The 21,839-nt window shown below is 40.3% G+C and carries 22 protein-coding genes; 8 read left to right on the top strand and 14 right to left on the bottom strand.

Annotated features, from left to right (window positions below; translation table 11 throughout):
• Positions 1 to 4 precede the first annotated feature (4 nt).
• The 6 genes from NST59_RS06165 to ggt form a co-directional block, all read right to left on the bottom strand.
• Positions 5 to 472, bottom strand: a complete 468-nt coding sequence (locus NST59_RS06165; protein WP_058838933.1) for a PTS sugar transporter subunit IIA — start codon at positions 470 to 472, stop codon at positions 5 to 7.
• A gap of 239 nt (positions 473 to 711) precedes the next feature.
• A complete protein-coding gene (locus tag NST59_RS06160; protein ID WP_058838932.1) occupies positions 712 to 1,443 on the bottom strand; it encodes a sulfate/molybdate ABC transporter ATP-binding protein in 732 nt (243 codons plus the stop codon).
• Positions 1,444 to 1,461: 18 nt separating this feature from the next.
• Positions 1,462 to 2,331, bottom strand: a complete 870-nt coding sequence (cysW, locus tag NST59_RS06155) for a sulfate ABC transporter permease subunit CysW (RefSeq protein ID WP_327841956.1) — start codon at positions 2,329 to 2,331, stop codon at positions 1,462 to 1,464.
• 5 nt (positions 2,332 to 2,336) lie between these two features.
• Complete coding sequence (gene cysT, locus NST59_RS06150; protein ID WP_106025259.1) at positions 2,337 to 3,182, bottom strand: sulfate ABC transporter permease subunit CysT; 846 nt, start codon at positions 3,180 to 3,182, stop codon at positions 2,337 to 2,339.
• An 11-nt stretch (positions 3,183 to 3,193) separates the two neighbouring features.
• Positions 3,194 to 4,231, bottom strand: a complete 1,038-nt coding sequence (locus tag NST59_RS06145) for a sulfate ABC transporter substrate-binding protein (protein ID WP_106025260.1) — start codon at positions 4,229 to 4,231, stop codon at positions 3,194 to 3,196.
• Positions 4,232 to 4,491: 260 nt separating this feature from the next.
• Positions 4,492 to 6,243, bottom strand: coding sequence for a gamma-glutamyltransferase (gene ggt / locus NST59_RS06140; RefSeq protein WP_058838928.1), 1,752 nt, complete (start codon positions 6,241 to 6,243; stop codon positions 4,492 to 4,494).
• A gap of 228 nt (positions 6,244 to 6,471) precedes the next feature.
• Here ggt and NST59_RS06135 point away from each other — a divergent pair, with 228 nt between their 5' ends.
• The 5 genes from NST59_RS06135 (at position 6,472) to NST59_RS06115 (ending at position 9,830) form a co-directional block, all read left to right on the top strand.
• Positions 6,472 to 6,930 (top strand): ASCH domain-containing protein, encoded by a 459-nt coding sequence (locus tag NST59_RS06135; RefSeq protein ID WP_144490643.1) that lies wholly within the window; start codon positions 6,472 to 6,474, stop codon positions 6,928 to 6,930.
• 206 nt (positions 6,931 to 7,136) lie between these two features.
• A complete protein-coding gene (locus NST59_RS06130; RefSeq protein WP_024426775.1) occupies positions 7,137 to 7,754 on the top strand; it encodes a DUF47 domain-containing protein in 618 nt (205 codons plus the stop codon).
• 15 nt (positions 7,755 to 7,769) lie between these two features.
• Positions 7,770 to 8,768, top strand: a complete 999-nt coding sequence (locus tag NST59_RS06125) for an inorganic phosphate transporter (RefSeq protein WP_017359158.1) — start codon at positions 7,770 to 7,772, stop codon at positions 8,766 to 8,768.
• Between the two features lie 146 nt (positions 8,769 to 8,914).
• The gene (locus tag NST59_RS06120) at positions 8,915 to 9,685 is read left to right on the top strand and encodes a type II toxin-antitoxin system SpoIISA family toxin (RefSeq protein ID WP_039177934.1); all 771 of its coding nucleotides are present in this window, start codon (positions 8,915 to 8,917) and stop codon (positions 9,683 to 9,685) included.
• The gene (locus NST59_RS06115; protein WP_080652934.1) at positions 9,654 to 9,830 is read left to right on the top strand and encodes a type II toxin-antitoxin system SpoIISB family antitoxin; all 177 of its coding nucleotides are present in this window, start codon (positions 9,654 to 9,656) and stop codon (positions 9,828 to 9,830) included. Before NST59_RS06120 ends, NST59_RS06115 begins: the two co-directional genes overlap by 32 nt.
• 218 nt (positions 9,831 to 10,048) lie before the next feature.
• Here the strand turns inward: NST59_RS06115 and NST59_RS06110 are convergent, their stop codons facing one another.
• Complete coding sequence (locus NST59_RS06110; protein WP_039177933.1) at positions 10,049 to 10,948, bottom strand: N-acetylmuramoyl-L-alanine amidase; 900 nt, start codon at positions 10,946 to 10,948, stop codon at positions 10,049 to 10,051.
• Between the two features lie 310 nt (positions 10,949 to 11,258).
• On the opposite strand from NST59_RS06110, the gene NST59_RS06105 reads away from it, so the two are divergent.
• On the top strand, positions 11,259 to 11,807 hold the full coding sequence (locus tag NST59_RS06105; protein ID WP_024424963.1) for an ImmA/IrrE family metallo-endopeptidase: 549 nt from the start codon (positions 11,259 to 11,261) through the stop codon (positions 11,805 to 11,807).
• Positions 11,808 to 11,833: 26 nt separating this feature from the next.
• Here the strand turns inward: NST59_RS06105 and NST59_RS06100 are convergent, their stop codons facing one another.
• Positions 11,834 to 12,457 carry a poly-gamma-glutamate hydrolase family protein gene (locus tag NST59_RS06100; protein ID WP_058838925.1) on the bottom strand — a complete coding sequence of 208 codons (624 nt, stop codon included), beginning with the start codon at positions 12,455 to 12,457 and terminating at the stop codon, positions 11,834 to 11,836.
• A gap of 242 nt (positions 12,458 to 12,699) precedes the next feature.
• On the opposite strand from NST59_RS06100, the gene NST59_RS06095 reads away from it, so the two are divergent.
• Positions 12,700 to 13,071 carry a DUF5412 domain-containing protein gene (locus tag NST59_RS06095; protein WP_039177928.1) on the top strand — a complete coding sequence of 124 codons (372 nt, stop codon included), beginning with the start codon at positions 12,700 to 12,702 and terminating at the stop codon, positions 13,069 to 13,071.
• Between the two features lie 35 nt (positions 13,072 to 13,106).
• Here the strand turns inward: NST59_RS06095 and NST59_RS06090 are convergent, their stop codons facing one another.
• Positions 13,107 to 13,931 carry a methyl-accepting chemotaxis protein gene (locus NST59_RS06090; protein ID WP_047203586.1) on the bottom strand — a complete coding sequence of 275 codons (825 nt, stop codon included), beginning with the start codon at positions 13,929 to 13,931 and terminating at the stop codon, positions 13,107 to 13,109.
• A gap of 217 nt (positions 13,932 to 14,148) precedes the next feature.
• Between NST59_RS06090 and NST59_RS06085 the strand changes: the two genes are divergently transcribed.
• On the top strand, positions 14,149 to 15,621 hold the full coding sequence (locus tag NST59_RS06085) for an NAD(P)/FAD-dependent oxidoreductase (protein ID WP_327841955.1): 1,473 nt from the start codon (positions 14,149 to 14,151) through the stop codon (positions 15,619 to 15,621).
• A gap of 33 nt (positions 15,622 to 15,654) precedes the next feature.
• Here the strand turns inward: NST59_RS06085 and hag (NST59_RS06080) are convergent, their stop codons facing one another.
• From hag (NST59_RS06080) to NST59_RS06060, 5 genes are all read right to left on the bottom strand, one after another.
• Positions 15,655 to 16,605 carry a flagellin Hag gene (hag, locus tag NST59_RS06080; RefSeq protein ID WP_107163522.1) on the bottom strand — a complete coding sequence of 317 codons (951 nt, stop codon included), beginning with the start codon at positions 16,603 to 16,605 and terminating at the stop codon, positions 15,655 to 15,657.
• Positions 16,606 to 16,887: 282 nt separating this feature from the next.
• A complete protein-coding gene (gene hag, locus NST59_RS06075; protein WP_095408260.1) occupies positions 16,888 to 17,823 on the bottom strand; it encodes a flagellin Hag in 936 nt (311 codons plus the stop codon).
• 233 nt (positions 17,824 to 18,056) lie between these two features.
• Positions 18,057 to 19,604: a Kelch repeat-containing protein gene (locus NST59_RS06070; RefSeq protein WP_216431181.1), complete on the bottom strand. Its 1,548-nt coding sequence runs from the start codon at positions 19,602 to 19,604 to the stop codon at positions 18,057 to 18,059.
• Between the two features lie 118 nt (positions 19,605 to 19,722).
• Entirely contained in the window at positions 19,723 to 20,904 is a 1,182-nt protein-coding gene (gene alr / locus NST59_RS06065; protein WP_039177916.1) for an alanine racemase, read from the bottom strand.
• Positions 20,905 to 21,086: 182 nt separating this feature from the next.
• On the bottom strand, positions 21,087 to 21,698 hold the full coding sequence (locus NST59_RS06060) for a hypothetical protein (protein ID WP_039177914.1): 612 nt from the start codon (positions 21,696 to 21,698) through the stop codon (positions 21,087 to 21,089).
• Positions 21,699 to 21,839 lie beyond the last annotated feature (141 nt).

Here is a 21,839-nt window from a genome sequence, read left to right as displayed (position 1 = left end):
ATGATTATTGGTTTAGCTCTTGTTGAAGCAAGTGAGCCGCTTCTTCATAAGAGGTCATGTGAGACAGCTTTGTCATCACTTCTTCTTTTCTAAAAAGTGTCATCAGCTTCTCGAGCATCACAAGCTGCTTACTAGGCTCAGAGATTGCTAGGACAAACACAATTTTGGCTTGCACTGTTTCATCGGGGCTCCCCATCTTATGAAACACGACAGGTTCCTTTAATGTAGCAACACTAATCGCCGGTTTGTTCACATGCTCAGGATCTGTATGCGGAATCGCTACCCCAAAAGTTGCAAGCGGGAGACCTGTAGGATATGTTTTTTCTCTTTCAAGCACTGCAGGTAAATAGCTCGATTTAATGTACCCTCCAGCTTCTAACCTGTCTGCTAAGTATGTCGTCACCTCCTCTCTCGAAGATGCTTCGAACTGCAGCGTAATCAGTTGTTCATTTAACTCAAACAAGTTATTCAAACAACCACCCCTTTCATTTGGTATAAATATGAACACATGTAACAAAAAGAATGAACATTTTAGAATAGAACCTTTTATAAAGCGCTTACAATTATATGTTATGAAAAATGTTCAATATTGTTACCTTTGTAAAGATATTATAATATTCAAAATTATAAGTCAATGTTCCTAGGGAAATTTTTATAAAAAAAGACGCAGTGATCACTGCGTCTTTCTCTACTCGCCTTCTATACTTCTTGTTAAATGTGGCTTCCTATATCTAAAAATTCAGATACAAATAGATTGTCTGTCTGTACTGCCATTTCTTCCTTTGTGCCAATTTTTTCGATTCTTCCTTCATTCATCACCACGACACGATCAGCAATATCGAATGCTTCTTCTTGATCATGTGTCACAAAAATAGTGGTCATTTGAAAGTCACGATGAACTTTTTTCAGCCAATGCCTTAATTCTTTCCTCACCTTTGTATCAAGAGCGCCAAAGGGTTCATCTAAGAGGAGTGCCTTCGGCTGAACGGCAAGTGCTCGTGCCAGTGCTACACGCTGCTTTTGTCCGCCTGACAGCTGCTCTGGATAACGCTGCTCATACTGCGTGAGCTGAACAACCTCTAAAAGCTCATGCACCCGCTCTTTGATGTCTTTTTTAGACAGTCTTTCTCCTCTAGGTTTAATTTTCAGCCCATATGCCACATTATCAAAAACCGTCATATTTCGAAAAAGTGCATATTGCTGAAACACAAAACCGATTTGCCGTTTTCGTACTGGAATGTGTGTGTAATCCTGATCTCCGAATAAAACTTGCCCGTTATTGGCGTAATCAAGACCTGCAATGATTCTTAATAACGTCGTCTTTCCAGAGCCAGATGGTCCTAATAAAGAAATCAATTCACCATTTCTTATCGATAAATCCACGTTTTGCAAAACCTTTGTCTGACCAAATTGTTTTGAGATTTGTTTTGCTGTAATCCCCAAGGCCGATCCCTCCTCCATTTATGTTGACCGCTTGCCAAGCCGGTGATCCCTCTGCTGAATGATTTGTTTAATGATTAAAGTAATGACTGCCACAAATGCCATAAGAGACGCCACAGCAAAAGCGGCTTGAAATTGGTACTCATTGTATAAAATTTCGATATGAAGCGGCATCGTATTGGTCATCCCTCGAATATGACCTGATACAACCGACACAGCACCAAATTCACCAATCGCTCTTGCCCCGGCTAAAATAACGCCGTAAAAAAGAGCCCATTTGATATTTGGGAGTGTCACAAGGAAAAAAGTCTTCCATCCGTTTGCACCAAGTGTGAGTGATGCTTCCTCCTCATGAATGCCTTCATGCTGCATAAACGGGATTAATTCTCTAGCAATAAACGGAAATGTCACGAATATGGTTGCTAGAATCATGCCTGGTACAGAATAAATGACTTTCCATCCATTCTCCATAAGCCAAGGTCCTAAAAGCCCGTTTGAACCAAATAAAAGCACAAATACAAGTCCAGCAATCACAGGCGAAACGGCAAACGGGAGGTCAATTACAGTCGTTAACAAACGTTTGCCGCGGAAGTTAAATTTTGTGATAAGCCATGCAGCACTCACCCCGAAGATCATTTGAAGCGGCAAGGTAACGACGACAATGAAAATGGTCAATTTGATCGCCGCTAGTGTATCTGGATGTGAGATGGCCATAAGGTATGAACTCCACCCTTTCTCGAATGCCTTTGAAAACACGGCGATCAGCGGTATGAGTAAAAATAAAATCAAAAAAGCGTACACCACCGTAATTAATAGGATTTTTACCGTTTTAGATTCGGTTACAGGACTTTTATACTGAACATGATGCCGATGACTAAGCTCTCTCTCCAATGGTTTCACCTCACGTATACTTGTTTTTTCCGCTCAACATACCACTGAATGCCGTGAATCAATAACAGGATGAAAAACGAAAGAATCAGCATCAAGCATGCAATCGCTGCTGCACCATGATAATCATATTGTTCAAGCTTGGACATGATCATCAGCGGTGTAATTTCTGTTTTAAACGGAATATTTCCAGCAATAAACACAACAGAGCCATATTCCCCTAGTGCTCTTGCAAACGCAAGTGAAAATCCAGTCATCACCGCAGGAAACAAGGCTGGTAGCAGCACGTGAAAAAAGGTCTGTCTCCTTGTCGCACCAAGAATCGCCGCAGCCTCTTCCACTTCCTGCTGCAGCCCTTCTATCACAGGCTGAACGGTTCGGATAACGAATGGTATGCCGATAAAAATAAGTGCCAAAATAATCCCAATCGGTGTGTATGCCACCTTTAAATGCAGAAATTGACCAATCCACCCATTTGGAGAATAAAGGGTGGTGAGAGCGATACCCGCAACAGCCGTTGGGAGCGCAAAAGGCAAATCGATGAGAGCATCTAAAATTTTCTTTCCGGGAAATGTGTACCTGGCGAGAACCCAGGCAATCAGTACACCAAACCCTGCATTGATGAGAGCAGCTGCAAAGGAAGTAGTCACGGTCAGCTGAAGCGACTTCAATACTCTTGCATCGGTAAACACCTTCCAAATCCCCTCTGCTCCTAATGAAGCCGTCCAAATAAATACCATGGATAAAGGAATGACGACAATCGCACTCACATAAACGAGTGTCACCCCAAGGCTCAGCCCAAATCCAGGCAATATACGTTTTCTTTTATTGGCGGCTGCATGTGTTTTCTTCATCACATCGCCCCCTATTTTTGTCCGCTGTATATTTGATCAAATAAGCCGCCATCATCAAAAAATCTTTTCTGCGCCTTTCTCCACCCGCCAAATGCTTGATCAATCGTCACCATATCAATCTTTTTAAACTGGTCTTTATATTTGTTTAAGACTTCTTGATTTCTAGGACGATAATAGTTTTTCGCCGCAATTTCCTGCCCTTTTTTAGAATATAAATAATCTAAATAAGCCTTTGCCACTTTCTCTGTTCCTTTACGTTTCACATTTTGATCGACGACCGCAACAGGCGGCTCTGCTAGAATACTAATCGATGGGGTGACAATCTCAAATTTGTCTTTGCCTAGTTCGTGCTGTGTTAAATAGGCTTCATTTTCCCATGCAATTAACACATCTCCAAGACCGCGTTCAACAAAGGTCGTTGTGGCCCCGCGTGCACCTGAATCAAGGACTTCGACATGTTCATATAGCTTTTTGACAAAATCCTTTGTTTTGTCTTCATTCCCATGAAATGTTTTATCGGCATATGCCCATGCAGCTAAGTAATTCCATCTCGCACCGCCGGACGTTTTCGGATTTGGTGTAATGATGGACACACCTGGTTTAATCAAGTCGTCCCAGTCTTTAATATTTTTGGGGTTCCCTTTCTTCACAAGAAACACAATGGTCGATGTATACGGAGTTGACTGATTTGGAAATTCTTTTTGCCAATCTTTCGAAAGCAGTCCGCGATCTGCAATCGCATCAATGTCATACCCTAAAGCCAGCGTTGCCACATCTGCCTCGAGTCCATCAATAATCGATCTTCCCTGCTTTCCTGATCCACCGTGAGACTGCTTGATCGTGACATCCTCACCTGTTTTGTCTTTCCAATACGTCTGAAAGGCTTGATTGTATTCCTGATACAATTCACGTGTAGGATCATACGAAACATTTAACAGCTCAACCTTCCCCTTTTGCTTTGAGGATTCGTTTGCGTTTGAGCACGCAGCACTCGTCACAGCCAAGACCACTACGATGGTTACAACCGAGACCCATTTCCACTTTTTCACGTTATCCCGCTCCCCTGTTATCAAATAATAGTGACACCAACCTTGCCGTTTCATACGCAAAAAAGACCCTTAGCCACTTGAAATACATTACAGTCCTGCACTTCAAATTGCCAAGAGCCTTCGGTTGTCCGATCAGCTATGTATGATTGATGTTAGTCTATATATTATTCAAACTATTCACAGGTGTCAACTCTGTTTTTTAATTAAACAAAAAAAGAAACGCCATCTTGCAGAGGCGCTTCTTTTCCCGGGAAATGGTTTTAATCGGCAGATAGCTTTAAATTGACACCAACAGCGGTTCCGTTTCTCGAGGAGTCAGCAACTCCAGTAAAAGTCCCTGCTTTTCGATCAATGAGTAAGGCTTGCACATTTCCTATATCAATAGGCGAACTGCCAAAACGGTGACCCATGTCATTTAGCTTCGTTCTCACATCAAGGGGAACTCCTACTTCGTAACGGTAAGAAGTTGGACTGTTTGTATATATCCGCGGCTCTTCCACTGCATCTTGAAGCTCCATATCGTATTCAAGCAAGTTTAGGATGGTTTGTGAAACAGAAGCAATAATGGTCGTTCCTCCAGGTGAGCCAACAGTCATGACCGGCTCGTTATCTTTGAATATGATCGTCGGGGTCATACTGGATAATGGACGTTTATTCGGCTGGACTTCATTTGCTCCGCCTGGTCTTGCGTCAAAATCTGTTAGTTCATTGTTTAAGAAAAAGCCATATTCCGGAACAAGAATCCCTGTACCAAATAACTGTTCAATGGTTGTTGTGAATGACACGACATTTCCCCACTGATCGGCAACAGTAAAATGAGTGGTCTCGCCAATGGTTTTATCTTCTGGCTGCGGGACAATCGGGGATGGATTTTTTTCATCCTCATAAGCCCATGGATCTCCTTCTTTCGGGTTTTTATTCATTTGATCTAATTGAATGAGAGAAGCTCTTTTTGAAATGTAATCATCGTCTAGTAGTCCTTTTAGTGGAACATCTACGAATTCGGGGTCGCCTGCATATGCAGCACGGTCAGCATAGGAGAGATGCATTGTTTCAGCAAGCAGCTGATATTTTTCGAATGATTTGGGGTCATATTGTGATAGATTGAAGTGATCTAGTATTTTGAGTATTTGCAGCATAAACACACCGCCTGAGCTTGGTGGAGGCATACTTGCAAGCTGGTATCCTTTATAGTCCCCCCAGATAGGCTTGTCAGTCTTGACCTCATAACGACCAATGTCATCAGTTGTCATCGTTCCGCCAAAATCTTGGACTGTATTTGCAAGTGCCTTTGCTACTTTTCCTTCATAAAATGCTTTACTTCCTTTTTTCGCAATGAGCTTAAATGTTTTGGCAAGGCCTGGCTGTACAAGCAGATCGCCTTCTTTGAGCGGCTGATCATCTGGAAGAAAGATTGGCGCTGCAGCCGTTTTTTTCAGCTTCCCTTGATGATCTTCAATGGCTTGTGCCAGAACAGAATCGATTTCAAATCCATCCTCTGCAAGCTGAATGGAAGGCTCAATCAATTCCTTCATCGAACGGGTCCCCCACTTATCCAATGCTGCCTCGAGACCTTTTACTGTCCCTGGAACACCAACCGCATTACCGTGTGTAGACCGCTCAGCAAATGGGATGACTTTTCCTTCGTCCGTTAAAAACATGTCAGGTGTTGCGCCCTGTGGTGCTCGTTCTCTACTATTGATGATGGACGTTTCTTTTGTCTTTCCATCATAAACCATCATAAAACCACCGCCGCCAATTCCAGACATCATTGGCTCTGTCACATTCAGTGCGTACTGGATGGCAACAGCAGCATCCACTGCGTTTCCACCTTTCTTCAATACATCAGCACCTACTTCTGATGCCAGCGGGTGAGCAGTAGCAACCATGCCATCTTTACCAACAGCTACTTTACTCCCATGAGATTCGTTCGCATTGACTTGGCTGACAGGCAGAAAAAACGAGAAAACAAACAGACATATGGACAAAACAGTTAGAGAAATGCGTTTCATGAACAACACCCCTTCCATATTCTTACTTTGACCTTACCGACTTCTTGACCAGAATACAATAGATTATTCTAAAATTTCTAAAATTTTCATCCTATCATCCTACATTTCCCAAATCAGACATTGTTTTTCAAAACATATGACGCACTCGATCATTAGGAATAAAGACACAGCATTTCCAACGATTCGGGTTCAAGGTATAATAAATACAACAAAGAGGGGGAAAAAACGGTGAACAACAAAAGCAGATTATTTTGGGAAGACTATTGGAAAGAGAAATCAGAACAAGCACCCGCTGACGCATTTGTATCGGCGTGGGCATTCGGATCAGATCCAGATCATTTACTTGATCTTGTCAAGCAAGGAAAGAAAACAGCCACTTGTTCTGGACACCTGTTTTATGAAAAGGAACAGGAGCCGCTTCCAAAACCCGGACAATATGCGGTCATTTTGGATAGCCAGGAAGAGCCAAAAGCCATCATTGAAATTACACATGTAGATGTCATGCCAATGAATGAAGTCCCCGAATCATTTGTAAAAGCAGAAGGTGAAGGCGATTTATCTTATGACTATTGGTATAGAGAACATAAAGAATTTTTCACAGAAGCACTCCAATCATACGGATTAGATTTCAAAGAGGATATGCTTCTTGTTTGTGAAAGGTTTAAGCTGATTCATTCGGCTTCTTAGCCTATAAGCGGTGCCAAAAATGGCCCGCTTTTTTCGTTGCTTTTCCCCTTTTAGAAAAAGGTGTGTTGAGATCACATCTTTAGGTCAGAATAAGATCAAATAGAAAAAGTGAAGAAATTTTCGACTACACCTGTTTTTTTTCGACAAAAGAATATATAATTATTTGATGTGTGCATTGTCTCATTTATACAATGGAGGGTTTTTACATGTTAAAAAGGAAAAAAGACAAGTTTTCCGTCTTGTTAACGGAAATTGCTAAAAATTTAGATGAAACTGCTGAGTATTTTGTTAGCTATAAAGTAACAAATCAAACCACTCTGAAAGAATTTTCTGACACATTGAAGGAATATGAGACAAAAGGTGATAATCATGTTCATACCATGATTAAAGAGCTGAACAAAGCCTTTATTACACCGATTGAACGTGAAGACATTCTTCAATTAACGAATAGCCTCGATGATGTTTTAGATGGAATTGAGCATTTTTCCGCAACATTAGAAATTTACTCAATCACAAGCTCTGACGAACATATCGACAAATTCAGCCACTACATCAGAGAGTGTGCGAAAGAAATTTTAATCACAATTGATTTACTAGCTGAAAATCGCTTGAAAGATATTCATCCGCACGCAATCAAGATTAAAGAGATTGAACATAATTGTGACAATCTTCATCGTAAATCATTAAAGAACTTGTTTGGAAAAGAAACAGATCCAATTAAGGTGATTCAATACAAAGAAATTTACGAAACACTTGAAGAAATCGCTGATTCCTGTCAAAGTGTTGCCAACAATCTAGAAACAATCATTATGAAGAATGCGTAACGGGGTTAGTTAAACATGGACACATTACTCATCCTTACCATACTTATTGTCATTTGTGCACTTGCTTTTGATTTCATTAACGGGTTCCACGATACAGCAAATGCCATTGCGACTTCAGTTTCAACGAAGGCATTAAAGCCTAGACATGCGATTATCATGGCAGCGTTCATGAACTTCTTAGGAGCAATGACATTTACAGGTGTGGCAAAATCCATTACAAAAGATATCGCAGATCCATTTACACTTCAAAACGGCTCTGTTGTGATCTTGGCTGCTTTAATTGCCGCCATCACATGGAACTTGCTTACTTGGTATTACGGGATTCCGAGTAGTTCTTCACATGCACTAATCGGATCAATTGCAGGAGCGGTTATTGCCTCTGCTGGTTTTGGCGCTTTAAACTATTCGGGATTCATTAAAATCATTCAAGCCCTTTTGCTTTCACCTATCCTAGCTTTCGTATTGGGATATATCGTGTATACCATTATCAAAATTATATTTAGAAACAACAATCTCGCAAAAACAAATAAACAATTCCGACGTGTTCAAATTTTAACGGCTGCACTGCAATCGTATACCCATGGAACAAACGATGCGCAAAAAGCGATGGGAATTATTACGATGGCTTTAATTGCAGGTAATTTGCATACAACAGACGACATTCCTTTCTGGGTACAATTCTCTTGTGCGCTTGCAATGGGACTCGGTACTTCTATTGGCGGCTGGAAGATTATCAAAACAGTCGGCGGTAAAATTATGAAAATTCGTCCAGTAAACGGAGTATCTGCCGACTTAACGGGTGCAGCTATTATCTTCGGTGCGACGTTTATTCACTTACCTGTTAGTACCACTCACGTGATCTCATCTTCTATTCTAGGTGTAGGTTCTGCACACAGAGTCAAAGGGGTAAACTGGGGTACGGCAAAACGTATGCTTGTCACTTGGGTGATTACATTACCGATTTCAGGAACTCTAGGAGCTCTTATATACTTTGTGTTAAATGCGATTCTCTAATTTCAAAGACCTGTCTGACAGGTCTTTTTTTATTTGTCTGCACACTTAAATATCCTTTCCCCGCAGGACATTTTTTCATGAAGCAGGGTTTCCAATCATATCCATAGAAATAAACAAGTAATCATCTGTCTATGGGAGAGAAGAACATGCTATTATTTTTTCAATTGACTGTATGGTTATTGCTAGGTGCTCTTGCTGTGTATGTATTTGCGGTATGGCGCTTTGAACAAAAAGTAAAAGAAAAGATGTTTGCCATTCGTAAAACGTGGTATTGGATTTATGTAGCGGGTGCTGTCGTGTACTGGACAAATGATCCTTCTTCTATCTTCACTGATTGGATGCACTACTTGATCATTGCCGTTTTTTTCGCATTAACCGATGCTTTCATCTTTCTTAGCTCCTATATTAAGAAACTCGGAAATCATGAGCTGGAAACCGACACCCATCAACTCCTTGAACAAAATAACGATCTGCTTCATTCTTACCTTAATAAACTAAAAACGTACCAATACCTATTGAAAAATGAACCGATCCATGTATATTATGGAAGTGTAGAGGCATATATAGAGGGAATTGAGCGGCTAATTTATTCTTTTGCCGACAAGATGAATATTCAAGCGGTGCTTTGTCCATACGATACGCAGGAACAAAAAGATGACCTGCTTCGGACACTTGACCAGCGGGCTCTCATTCAGGCGAAGCTTGACAGGCAGGAAGTATATTATGATGATTTCGGTCATTTGGTGCTCATCCCATTTTCTGTAGCAGATGCTCATTTTGTCATTAAGCTCACCTCCGATGAGATTGTCACGGAGTTCGACTATTTATTAATGACATCACTTACAACAATTTATGACCTAATCTTGCCTGACGAAGAGGAAGGTGATGAAGATGGACCACGCACTTCAAGGGGATAACAACAATCCTAAGAAAAACCCTTTTAAAATTTTAAAGAAAAAACGCCATATCAGTATGGCCGATTATAAGGTAAGCCCCCATACTGAGCGAATTTTTAAAAAGAATGAACAGCTTCTCGATGAGTATAAAAACAAAAAGGCTTGATTACACTAAAGGACGCGGAACGAAATCCGCGTCCTGATTCCATTTTTACATAGACTTGCATACAATACGCTATACGCTGCAACGATTGAGGTGCCAAAATGAAAAAGAAAATCAAACAACTAAGATATGTTCAGTTTGCCGAATATCAGCCATCCCCATATACTAGGCGATTAATTGAAAAAAGTGAAACAGCCATCCAATCATACAAACAGAAACACTCACTGATTTAATAGTTTAAGCAGCTTTTCCTTCGTTTTAGGACCGTATACCCCATCACTTGTCAGACCGTTCACCAGCTGAAAGCGTGCCACGGCATTCGCCGTTTTTTCTCCGTAAACACCATCGATGCCTTTATCTGCAGCCGATTTATCAGGATAAAAATAAACGGCAGCAAGCGCTTTTTGGACGAGGCGTACGTGCTCTCCCTTCGTTAGAGGCGAAGTCACCTTTAAAATCCCATCCGGCAGCTCATACATCATTTTTCCATCATTTCGATAAATTTTAAGAACCTGTCCAATTTGAATCTTGTTCGGGTCGCTAATGTTATTCCACTTCTGTAGATCCTGAACTGTGACGTCATGAGCTTTAGCAATACTCGTTAACGTATCCCCGCTTTTGACGACATACGTGATGACCGTCTCAGGGTCTCCTGCCGTTTCAATTCCTTTTTTAAATTCATCCCATGTAGCAAGAAGCAGGCGTGGACATGCTTTTCCAGACCAGTGCTGATGTGTAACCACGTTAGCTAGTGGAATGTTATGTTCTTTCAGCAGCTTTTGGATGAGCCATTGCGCATGTTTGACCGCTTGCTGGAAATTCCCATCTTCATTTTCACAAATTTCAATGCCGATCGACTTTCGATTACCATTGCCTTGTCCGTCCCCTGCATGCCAGCCATTTTCATTTAACGGCAGATGCTGAAAAATTTCATGATCATCCACTGTAAAGTGCCAGCTCACCTCTGTCGTTGGGCGTTTCACATATGCCGCATGACTTTTCGCATCCGCTCCTTTTGATGTGTTTGCTGTGTTATGCACCGTCACATACATCGGTGTCATGGCGTATCCTGGGCGGTTTCCGTTTCCAACTGGAATAAAATCTTGATAAATTTCTACCATGTTCTGCACTCCCTTTTGCTAGATTGAATTGATCTTTCTCATCAATTGGTGGCGTTCGTAAGACAACATGTATTTGTTTTAGTGATAAGACTATGGTAAAATTTGAATTCAATCCACTCTTTTTAGTAGTGAAAAACGTAAAAATGCAGAAAAAAACAGGAATTAATTCCATTTTTCCTTGATTTTATGTTAAAATTGTTAAAAATAAGCCGATATTAAAAGTAAGCAATAGCTCAATTAGCTATTTAGTCCTATATGGACTTTTCTTTTACACCAAAAACAGAACATACGTTTGCTTGGAGGTTTTTAAATGACTGGATTTTTAACCCATTTAGAAGAAGAGATTAAGCGGTTATATGCCAAATTACAAATAAGCGGTCCTGCTTATAGAGACATGCAAAGGATCGCTTCTGAATTTCATGTATGGGTCCACTATGAGGATACTGGCAGCATGATGATCAAACATCAAGGTCTTTACAGTATTATATTAAACAGATCTCTATCGTCTGAGGAACAATGGCAGGATTTTGCCCACGAGCTTTGTCATGTGCTCAAGCATGCAGGCAATCATTTCAAGATGCACAAACTCTTTCGAGAACTGCAAGAGTTTCAAGCTAAACAATTCATGTATCACTTTTGTGTACCGACCTTTATGCTGATGCAAATGAAGCTTCCAAACCTTCGGCAGCAAGCCATTTTGCACATTGCGCAAACATTTCACGTCACCTGGGCTTTCGCTGAAAAGCGGCTGGCCTTATTCGAACAGCGGAAAGCCGGCATTCGCTTCCAACAAGAGTTTACATCTTATTTAATGAAAGCCGAAAAGGTCGCGGAAAAAGAAGCTGTTTATCAAACGTAAGCCTCTCTGCATAGGGGAACAGGCGTTTATTCATACAGGTTTAATACTTGCTTGAGTACATTTGTGTACCGATAAAATTGCTCATTTTGCGTTTCGCGGCGATAGCGCCGTCTGAAGTCTTGAAAGAATGCTCTTCTTTGCGCCTGACTGATTTCAAGTTGTACACTTTTTCCCGTCAGACATTGATTATTGATATTGTGAGGATGTGTTCCAGAATAACGATCAGATTCAGATAGCAGCACTGCTTGGAAGCCATTAAGCGTTAAACGTTTCACTGTTTCCGCCGCTCTTTCTCTGTCTGTCCCGCCCACTAATGTTTGAAGCATCTCCGTTTCCCCGTAGCCATGGAGCGCAAACGTGTAATGATGGGTATGCACTAGAGAAAGGCAGACCGGCTCATCGAAACGTGTGCTTGTAATGTGAAGCACATGATTGCCTTTCACTTTAAGGCCTTCAAATAAATACATAGACTGATTACTTGCGATTTCATGAATGAGCTCACTCACGCCAGATTCAATTCCTCCGGCATGAGGGGATAAAACCAAAAGCTGGTCACCTTTCCGCTCGTGAAGAATTTGATAATCGATTCCTTCTCTTTCATGAGCGGAAAGCTCTTCATAACTTTGATATGTATCAATGATTTGCGTCATTCCATCTTCCCCATTTCTCTATATGAGCATAAGTCTACTGATCTTAAATTCTTTTGTAAAGGGATTTCGAATGACCTATCAACATAAAACATCCTTAAATTTTCCTTATCTTTACGGCTATCTGTTGAATTTTGAGAAAAAATGACCGATAATTGAAATGAATAGAACTTTTGGACTATATGAATCTTTTTGCATTCTCTCTCATAAATTAGAAATATTGTGATCTACATCTGGAGGAATTCATGTTAAAAAAGAAAACCACCATCACCCTTGTCATCTTATTCCTTAGCTTCGCTGGCATCATTTACTGGAAATGCTTTTCTCTTCAAGGCGTATCTCACGGAACCTTTATCCGCTCGATGACATCACCTGACGGAACATATATCATCAACACCTATCGACATAGCGGAGGGAAACTAAAGGAGAATGCAGTTAGAGCAGAAATTGAAAACAAGCTCACCCACCGAAAGAAAACGATTTACTGGAAATACCCTGATAAAGACCCCCTCATCAAGTGGAAAAATGGACAGCTTGTTCAAATCGGGCATGAATTTTTAAATGTGGTAAAGGGTGAAACATACGATTATCGCTTTGATCGGAACAAAAGAAAATAGCGTATTAAAAAACGAATCCCTCTTGGATTCGTTTTTTACGTTGACATCACATGCTGCATAAATTCTTTCATTTCTTTACTTACGATTGTCAGTCGTTCCACAATTTCACTAAACTCTGTTACAAGTAAAGCCTGCTCTGCTGATGAACCTTTCATATGTCCCATACTCTCAAGTAATGTATGTATATTGGAGGAAATTCCTTGTAAAGAGCTTTCGATATTTTCTGTTGCACGTGAAGTTTCACTTGAAAGCTTTTGAACCTCACTGGCTACAACACTAAAACCAGCCCCTTCTTTTCCTGCCCTGGCTGCTTCGATTGACGCATTCAATCCTAGCAAACTCGTTTGTTTCGAAATCCCTTTAATCATCTTTGTAATATCGGATGTTTTTTTCGAGCTTTCAAGTGTTTGCTGCGTTTGTAAGGTCATTTCCTCACTTGTCGCAGAAAGCTCCTCTGAATGCGCCGCCACCACATGCACCTTTTCTTGAATACTATGAATGATGTCATTTAATGACTCCATATATGCTTCAAGCTCTAATTGATTTTTAAGCGGAAAACCTAAAGCGAGTGCGCCGATCACTTGTTGATTTTCATCAAAAATTGGAAGCCCCATTGCATTTAACGGTATTCCGTAAACCGATTCAGGCACAAACATACTTGATGTCTCACCTCTAAGCGCTTTTTTCATATTTAAATCATCTGGTTTAATAAGTTCTCCAGCACGAATTTGAAAATCTACATCTTTCGATGGCAAATACAGCAAAAATTTCTCTCGATCAATGACACCCATCGTCACTTCGTTTTTTAAAATCTGCATCATATAAGGTGCTGCTGTCACAATACTCTGTAGTATATCCAATTTCTCTACCCCCTTATATAGTTTATCGGTCGTTCTTCTTAAATTAATAGTTACTTTTTAAAAATAATAATAATGATTGAAGAAATTCTTCATATTTACGAGTAAAAAGAAGTACGTTTCCTTTCTATATTCAAGCGGAAATTTGCTATAATTAATGAATCAACATATGATGAAATGGTCATGTAACCATTTTGTGTATTCAATGGAGGCGCATGTTTTGACACAACCCATGAAATATGAGCGGGCAATCGTCATTGGCGGAGGTATCACCGGGATGCTCGCTGCAAAAGTTTTATCAACGTTTTATCATCAAGTATTGATTATTGAAAAGGATGAACTGCCGGACTCTCCTGAGAATCGTCTCGGCACTCCTCAAGCCTTTCACCCACATAGAATGTTGCCACTTGGCAAGCAAATCGTTGAACGTCTATTTCCTGGTTATACAAAAGAATTACTGGCAATGGGCGGATTTAATACCATGCATCAAACCTCTCGATTTATCACAAAAGATGGCGAATTAACGCTCACTGATAGAGAAGAAACCGCCGTCACAAGACGCGCAATGCTAGAGTGGGTATTGATGCAAAGAATGGTAACAGAGGAACGCGTGCAGTTTTTAGAAAAACATGAAGCCATCTCCCTTCAGTTTAAAGAGGGAACTAATCAAGTCATGGGGCTTATCGTGAAGGACCGGCAAGTAAAACCTGGCAGCATTCATGAAATGAAAGCGAACTTAGTAATTGATACGTCTGGAAGAATGTCTAAATTGCCAAAATGGCTGAAAGACGCTGGACTCACCTTACCACAGACTGATGAGTTAAGTGTGTTTCTAGGCTACAGCACAAGATACTATCAAATACCATCAGGTGCGCCACCCCTGCAATCAATGGTTGTAGTTGGCCAACCAGACAAGCAAATCCCAACAGGACTGTTTGAACGGGTAGATCATGATTTAGTAGCTGTGCTTCTTTCTGCAGCCGGCGGTTCACATTATCCAACAACGGATGCTGATCAGTTTGATTCAGAAACCGCTGCTCTGAGCGATCCCGCGATAACAGAAGCCATCACCCATTTAACGCCCTTTACAAAACCAAAAGGATTTAGAGTACCTTCTTGCGTAAGACATCACTATGAACATATGCAGGATTGGCCAAGTGGATTATTGGTGATGGGCGATGCCTTATGTACGTTAGATCCCATTCATGGTCAGGGTATGACCAAAGCAGCTCTTGAAGCACAAACACTTGACCGTATGCTCAAACAAGCACAAAAAAATGAGCGGCTGTCTTTTGAAAAGGACACATTACAACAAATGCAGCAAGTGAGTGATCTTGGCTGGTGGCTTTGTGCAATTGCTGATATGGCTTGGGACGGTGTTGAGTTAAAAGGAGAAACAACCATACCCCACTTGACGTTCGTACAGGAATTTTTAAATCGCTACGTACAATACGCCATTGTCACAAAACAGCCTGAACGTCTTGAGGTGTATCACCGAATGCATTCTTTCTTAACAGAACCGAGAGAAATCATCAACTTAGAACAGCTGCACGACATGATTCAAGCTGACACCTCAGGAGAAACCGCCGAATGGTGGAAGCAATGGGATCAAAAGAACGATGAAGGCAACCGAGCTTTTTTCCATGAAGCGGTTCCTGACTTTCGTCTAGAGCACTTGCTGTCATTTGATTGAACTAAAAAAAGCCCCTTTATTGGGGCTTTTTCATTAACGTAATAATTGAAGTACGTTTTGTGGCTGTTGGTTTGCTTGTGCTAACATTGCTTGAGATGCTTGAGAAAGAATGTTGTTCTTTGTGAACTCACTCATTTCTTTCGCCATGTCAACGTCACGGATACGAGACTCAGCAGCTGTTAAGTTTTCAGCAGAAGCACCAAGGTTGTTGATTGTGTGCTCTAGACGGTTTTGAACTGCACCAAGTTTAGCACGTTGAGCAGATACTTGGTTGATAGCTGCGTCAACAATTTTTAGTTGAGTATCAAAACCAACATCTTCTGCTTTTGCATCATTGTCAGCAAATTTTCTTACATCGATGTCTTTAACAGCTTGATTTTCTACAATTTCCCCATCAGTTTTAACTCCTAATGCATCAGTACTCATTTTTTCAATATTAACTGAAATTTGTTGAGTTGCGTTAGCACCGATTTGGAATACTAAAGCATTACCAGTAGCTGGAGTTGGAGTTGCATCTGGATCATCTGGATCTGGAGCTGCTGCATCCTCTCCTGCTTTAAACGTACCATCTAACAATTTTTTACCGTTAAACTCTGTACGATTTGAGATACCATCTACTTCTTCTTGTAATGCTTGAATCTCATCTTGAATAGATTGAAGATCCGTATCTTTGTCTTGTGTACCAGTGTTTCCAGCTTGAATAACTAGTTCACGAACACGTTGAAGGATTGAGTGAGTTTCAGTCAATGCACCTTCAGCTGTTTGGATAAGAGAGATACCGTCCTGTGCGTTTTTAGATGCCATTTCTAAACCGCGGATTTGTCCACGCATTTTTTCAGAAATTGCTAGACCTGCAGCGTCATCTCCTGCACGGTTGATTTTAAGACCAGAAGAAAGTTTCTCCATGTTCTTTTGCCCTGCTCCATTGTTTGCAGACAAACGGTTCAGAGTGTTAAGTGCTGCGATATTGTGGTTAATTCTCATTTCCTATTACCTCCATGTGTTTGAACCAATTAGACATCCATGTCCAAAAGTTCTAAAACAGATTTTTTTGTAAGCCTTACATTCCCTTTATCGAACCATAATAGAGAATGTTTAACAAAAAAGGATCAAATAAGGAAAAAGACTTATTCGTTATGATCGTTTCGCTAGAGAATACTTTAATTTGAGGACTTTTTTCACATTTTACAAAAATGACTTAAGAATCATAAAAAGAGAAATTCGAAGAACAAGACATAAAAAAAAGCCCCATAAAGGGGCTTTTCATTAACGTAGTAATTGAAGTACGTTTTGTGGCTGTTGGTTAGCTTGTGCAAGCATTGCTTGAGACGCTTGAGAAAGAATGTTGTTCTTTGTGAACTCACTCATTTCTTTCGCCATGTCAACGTCACGGATACGAGACTCAGCAGCTGTTAAGTTTTCAGAAGATGCACCAAGGTTATTGATTGTGTGCTCTAGGCGGTTTTGAACCGCACCAAGTTTACCACGTTGAGCAGATACTTGGTTGATTGCAGAATCAACAATCTTTAATTGTGTATCAAAACCTACATCAGTTGCAGTTGCAGCATTATCAGCAAATTTAGTTACATCAATATCTTTCACAGATTGATTAGCTAAGATTGCTCTTCCAGTTGTATCAGCTGGATCTTTAACTCCTAGTGCATCAGTGCTCATTTTTTCAATGTTAACTGAAATTTGTTGAGTTGAGTTAGCACCGATTTGGAATACTAAAGATTTCTCAGTAGCAGTTGGTGCTGCAGGATCAGCAGGAGCTTTAAATGTACCATCTAACAATTTTTTACCGTTAAACTCTGTACGATTTGAGATACCATCTACTTCTTCTTGTAGAGCTTTAATCTCATCTTGAATAGATTGAAGATCAGTAGTTTTATCCTGTGTACCAGTGTTTCCAGCTTGTACGACTAGTTCACGAACACGTTGAAGGATTGAGTGAGTTTCAGTCAATGCACCTTCAGCTGTTTGAATAAGAGAGATACCGTCTTGTGCGTTTTTAGATGCCATTTCTAAACCGCGGATTTGTCCACGCATTTTTTCAGAAATTGCTAGACCTGCAGCGTCATCTCCTGCACGGTTGATTTTAAGACCAGAAGAAAGTTTCTCCATGTTCTTTTGGCTCGCACCGTTGTTTGCAGACAAACGGTTTAATGTGTTAAGTGCTGCGATATTGTGGTTAATTCTCATTTCCTATTACCTCCATGTATATGGGACCTGACAGACGTCCTTGTCTGAAAAAAGTCCTTTATTCTAGGGCTTAACAACCCTGACAATTCTATTATCGGACGTGATTATAGGATGTTTAGCAGATTTTTTAAAAAAAATCGCATTTTTTTCATGACGTTGATCCTAACTTTGACAATTCTATAAAAATAAAAGCTGCTGATCTATAATCAGCAGCTTTACAAAATCTATGAATATCAGTATTGCTTGATATCAAACATTAAGATATTTTGGTACACAACGTAATCCTTCTTACTTGTGAAAGGACCTTTATTGTGTTCATCATTGATTTCATAGAAGTTCATGCCAATTCCAAAACTTCTCTCTTTATACCAGTTTAGAAAATCGTTGATTTCTTTCATTGAAAGCAAATAATCCTTTTGCAGCCCGTTTATCATGGTAATTGAAAGTATACCTTTTGTTGATTCTTCACCAGGTTTTGTCCCGTCCTGATCTTTCGGTTCTTCGGTTGTGCCATCACCCGGCTTTGTTCCGTCTTGATCTTTTGGTTCTTCGGTTGTGCCATCACCCGGCTTTGTCCCGTCTTGATCTTTTGGTTCTTCGGTTGTGCCATCATCTGGCTTTGTTCCGTCCTGATCTTTTGGTTCTTCGGTTGTGCCATCATCTGGCTTTGTTCCGTCCTGATCTTTTGGTTCTTCGGTTGTGCCATCATCTGACTTTGTTCCGTCCTGATCTTTTGGTTCTTCGGTTGTGCCATCATCTGGCTTTGTTTCACCTTCAGCAATTTGTAAATCTTTTAGTGAGATAGAAATCACTGATTTGTAATCACTTTTAATCGATTTTGAATGATAATCTTGCTGGAAATTTCGTCCACCTATGATATATATGGTATCCTCAATCGTTACAGCACTTGAACCTACTCTAGCTTCAGGTAAATTGATCGAGCTTCTTTTCACAGAATTCGTTTTAGCATCATAAAACTGTGTGTATGGTGATAATAGACTGGCTCTGTCATCATACTGACCTCCAGCCATGAACAATTTTCCCTGATATGTTGTAAATGCAGCCCCTAGTTGATAAAACTTTAACTGTGATTTTGTTTGTACCCATTGATTTGTTTCAATGTTGTATTCATATACTTGGGAATTTTTGTGATTACTAACTGTTCTTTCTCCACCTGTAGCATAAATTTTGTTGTCAACGACTTCTGACATAGACATACCAGTAAATTGCTGAGGAAACATTTTTAATTGTAGCCATTTATCTGTTTTTGTATCATAACTATAAAAATTATGTTCTTGATGAGGACTTTTATTCGTTGCAAGAATATAAATCTTATCATTTACAACACTTGCACTTATGTCACCTTTTGTCACAGCATAGTATGGTATATTAATCGGTGTTTCTGCCCATGTATCTAATTCTGCATCATAAATATCAATCGTATTTGTGCTATCTTGATATGCTCCTCCAATGACATATACTTTTTTACCTATCGCCACTGCCGTACTATCTGTTCTTTCTCTAGGCATGTCAGCTTTTGAGCTCCACTCATTTTTGTGAGGATCGTACATGTAGGTATTTTTATTACTATATGCCTTTTCACTACTTCCCCCAAAAACAAAAATCTTCCCATTTACTACTGCGGAACTAGAATGAAGTCTCTCTTCCGGTAAGTCTGCTCGCTTCGTCCACCCATTTGTCTCAGCTGCATGAGCTTTTAACGGATGAATTGTGACCATCATAAAAATAGTCAAAAGCACTAAAAATAAACTTTTTTTCATCGTTTCTTTCCTCCATATCTTAAATATCCCTCCTTTTATCGACATATTTGTAATAAAATTTAATTTTTATCATTGTACACCAGAACAAATATCCTCAATTTGCACCTGTTATTTATCCTCACACATACATCACCGGCGTCGATATTTTAATAATCTTCCCGCCCCGACGATAAAACCTAGGAACGCGGCGGCTTAAAGTGGCAACAACTTCGTAGTTGATCGTATTGAGCATTTCAGCAATTTCATCGACAGAAATTTCTCCGCCCTTTTGACGACCGTAAATAACGACTTCCTCGCCTTGCTTTGCTTTCATTTCTCCTAAACTGATCATGGTCATATCCATTGTGACTCGGCCAGCAATCGGCATTCGTTTTCCTCGGAAAAGCATAAATCCTCTATTGGATAAAGCACGTGAATACCCATCTGCATAACCGATTGGTATGGTTGCTATAACTTCATCAGGTTTTGCTACATAGGTTGCCCCATAGCTGACGGTCCTTGGCTTTGTCACCATTTCCTTCACGAACGCAATCCTTGCTTTTAAACTGAGAGCGGGCTCTAGCTTAACAGCGTCTAAACTCTCAATGTATTGCGAGGGGTACAGTCCATATAGCCCGATGCCGAGCCGAATCATATCTGCACTAAATTCAGGAAATGCGATGGCAGCTGCTGTATTGTTCATATGTACCGTGGGCAATGTAATGCCTTGTTTTTTTAAGAAACGAAGAAAATCAATAAAAATGCTGTGCTGAAGCAGTGTGAAATCAGGGTCAGGCTCATCCGCAGTGGAAAAATGCGTAAATATTCCATCCCATCTCAGGTTTTCACTCTCTTCAAGCGCCCTCACCACCTCTAACAGCTCTTCCTTTGTCCGTACACCTAATCGTCCCATCCCAGTATCGACATTGACATGAATCCCAAGCCGGGGCAGACTTTCTTCTTCCGCTAAAATCTCATTTGCTTGAACAATCCAGTCTTCACGAAGGCCGGAGAGATCAATTCTCCAGGTTGCAGCTCTTTTCACACAGTCGAGCGGGGTAAATCCAAGGACGAGAATCGGTGCTTCAATTTTTGCTCTCCGCAATACAATGCCTTCTTCCAAGCTGGCAACTGCAAGCTCTGTCGCACCGCTTTCTAATGCCTGCCGCGCAACCTCCACGGAACCGTGCCCATATGCATTCGCCTTTACGACAGCCATGATCTTACTTTTCTTTGGAATATGCGCTTGAATGGCTTCGATATTTCTTTTAATCGCGTCAAGATTGACCTCGATCCAGACTTCCCTGCAAAGCTTTTGCATGTATGTTTCCTCCTCATCACATGAGTCATTTCGATATCAATGTTCGTTTTCGTGTCTAGTCTATCTTTATTCATTTTTGAGAAAAACATTCAACCGCAATGACTGGATCAGCTTTGACTTGATTGACATAAAAAAAGAAACCACCTCAAACTGTGATTTCTTCTTTATGAACAGTCATTTCATTAATCCTCAGATTTCATCATTGAATCAATTTCATGATAAATCTCCTCCAGATTTTCTCGTTCAATCAAATATTCTGCGGTGCTCTTACGAACAGGCACATCAAATTTTAGAAAGGTGAGCGTGATCGTTGATGATTCCTGATCATTCATAGTTAATCTCAATTCAAGTGTCGAGATCTCTTCATTATTATCACTCTCAACAGATTGTTCAATCGGCACACCATCTTCTAACATGTCAACTTGTTTCAACTCTTTCATGGAAAGCTCAGTAACATCAAACCTGAATTTTCGAGATGAGCCGCCAGGTTGATGTGTAATAAAGCGCATGACCTTTCGCACATCATCAATCGCAAAACCTTTATCCACATTTTGTGAAAAGATGTATGTTGAAGCCTGAAATCCGTCTTCTTGAAAAAGCATCATCATTTTATCTAATAATATGTTTGGACCATTCTTTTCTTTTTGTCTTTGTAATCTACCAGCTATGAATAAAATGACCATTCCCCCGATGATGCTGAGAGCCGTCCCCAACCCATTCCCTACATCTACGAAAACAGTAAAGCCTAAAATAGCAACAATATAAGCGATTACAATACCTATGATGAATACCACATCGAGCTCTCCTGTCTGAATCTTCATTGTTATATTGGTTTAGCCATAGTATAGCATCTGGATTTTGATCGAAAAAAAATCTACTATAGACTAAACAGATACTACATTCATTTCACTTTTCAAATAGAAAGGATTTTTATG

It is taken from the genome of Bacillus sp. FSL R5-0439 (assembly GCF_038008805.1).
Taxonomy (GTDB): Bacteria; Bacillota; Bacilli; order Bacillales; family Bacillaceae; genus Bacillus; species Bacillus safensis.
The sequence above is the reverse complement of the archived record's forward strand: the minus strand, read 5'-3'. Positions and strand labels throughout refer to the sequence as shown.

Bases quoted from the DNA above. Each gene is read 5' to 3' on its own strand.
- cysT (WP_106025259.1), bottom strand. From the start codon at position 3,182: ATGAAGAAAACACATGCAGCCGCCAATAAAAGAAAACGTATATTGCCT.
- NST59_RS06115 (WP_080652934.1), top strand. From the start codon at position 9,654: ATGAAGATGGACCACGCACTTCAAGGGGATAACAACAATCCTAAGAAA.
- ggt (WP_058838928.1), bottom strand. From the start codon at position 6,243: ATGAAACGCATTTCTCTAACTGTTTTGTCCATATGTCTGTTTGTTTTC.
- NST59_RS06110 (WP_039177933.1), bottom strand. From the start codon at position 10,948: ATGGTAGAAATTTATCAAGATTTTATTCCAGTTGGAAACGGAAACCGC.
- hag (WP_095408260.1), bottom strand. From the start codon at position 17,823: ATGAGAATTAACCACAATATCGCAGCACTTAACACATTAAACCGTTTG.
- NST59_RS06100 (WP_058838925.1), bottom strand. From the start codon at position 12,457: ATGACGCAAATCATTGATACATATCAAAGTTATGAAGAGCTTTCCGCT.
- alr (WP_039177916.1), bottom strand. From the start codon at position 20,904: ATGCAAAAGCTTTGCAGGGAAGTCTGGATCGAGGTCAATCTTGACGCG.
- NST59_RS06070 (WP_216431181.1), bottom strand. From the start codon at position 19,604: ATGAAAAAAAGTTTATTTTTAGTGCTTTTGACTATTTTTATGATGGTC.
- NST59_RS06095 (WP_039177928.1), top strand. From the start codon at position 12,700: ATGTTAAAAAAGAAAACCACCATCACCCTTGTCATCTTATTCCTTAGC.
- hag (WP_107163522.1), bottom strand. From the start codon at position 16,605: ATGAGAATTAACCACAATATCGCAGCACTTAACACTCTGAACCGTTTG.
- NST59_RS06105 (WP_024424963.1), top strand. From the start codon at position 11,259: ATGACTGGATTTTTAACCCATTTAGAAGAAGAGATTAAGCGGTTATAT.
- NST59_RS06120 (WP_039177934.1), top strand. From the start codon at position 8,915: ATGCTATTATTTTTTCAATTGACTGTATGGTTATTGCTAGGTGCTCTT.
- NST59_RS06125 (WP_017359158.1), top strand. From the start codon at position 7,770: ATGGACACATTACTCATCCTTACCATACTTATTGTCATTTGTGCACTT.
- NST59_RS06130 (WP_024426775.1), top strand. From the start codon at position 7,137: ATGTTAAAAAGGAAAAAAGACAAGTTTTCCGTCTTGTTAACGGAAATT.